Annotated in this window: 1 protein-coding gene; it reads right to left on the minus strand. The window is 54.4% G+C overall.

Features of this window, described 5'->3' with window-relative positions; translation table 11 throughout:
- A partial coding sequence (locus AB4Y44_RS43005) for a Flp family type IVb pilin (RefSeq protein WP_368702866.1) occupies window positions 1-164 on the minus strand: 164 nt, incomplete at its 3' end.
- Window positions 165-237 lie beyond the last annotated feature (73 nt).

A 237-nucleotide genomic window follows, 5' to 3' on the forward strand; every position in this document is an offset into this window, starting at 1 on the left:
TGAAGCGTGCTGCCGATCGATGCGATGCTCGCCATGATCAGCACCGTGATCAGGGCCGCGAGCATCCCATACTCAAGCGCCGTAATGCCGTTTTCGTCGCGTGCAAACCGCTTTGCCTGAGCGATGATCTTTTGCATTTTTTGATCTCCAATGGATGTGTACATGGTTAACCCCCGATTCCGTTTCCATGTGGTTTAGAGGGTGGGTTGGGCTACGTCACCGGGTTCGGCAATGCAG

It is taken from the genome of Paraburkholderia sp. BR10937 (genome assembly GCF_040965695.1).
GTDB lineage: Bacteria > Pseudomonadota > Gammaproteobacteria > Burkholderiales > Burkholderiaceae > Paraburkholderia.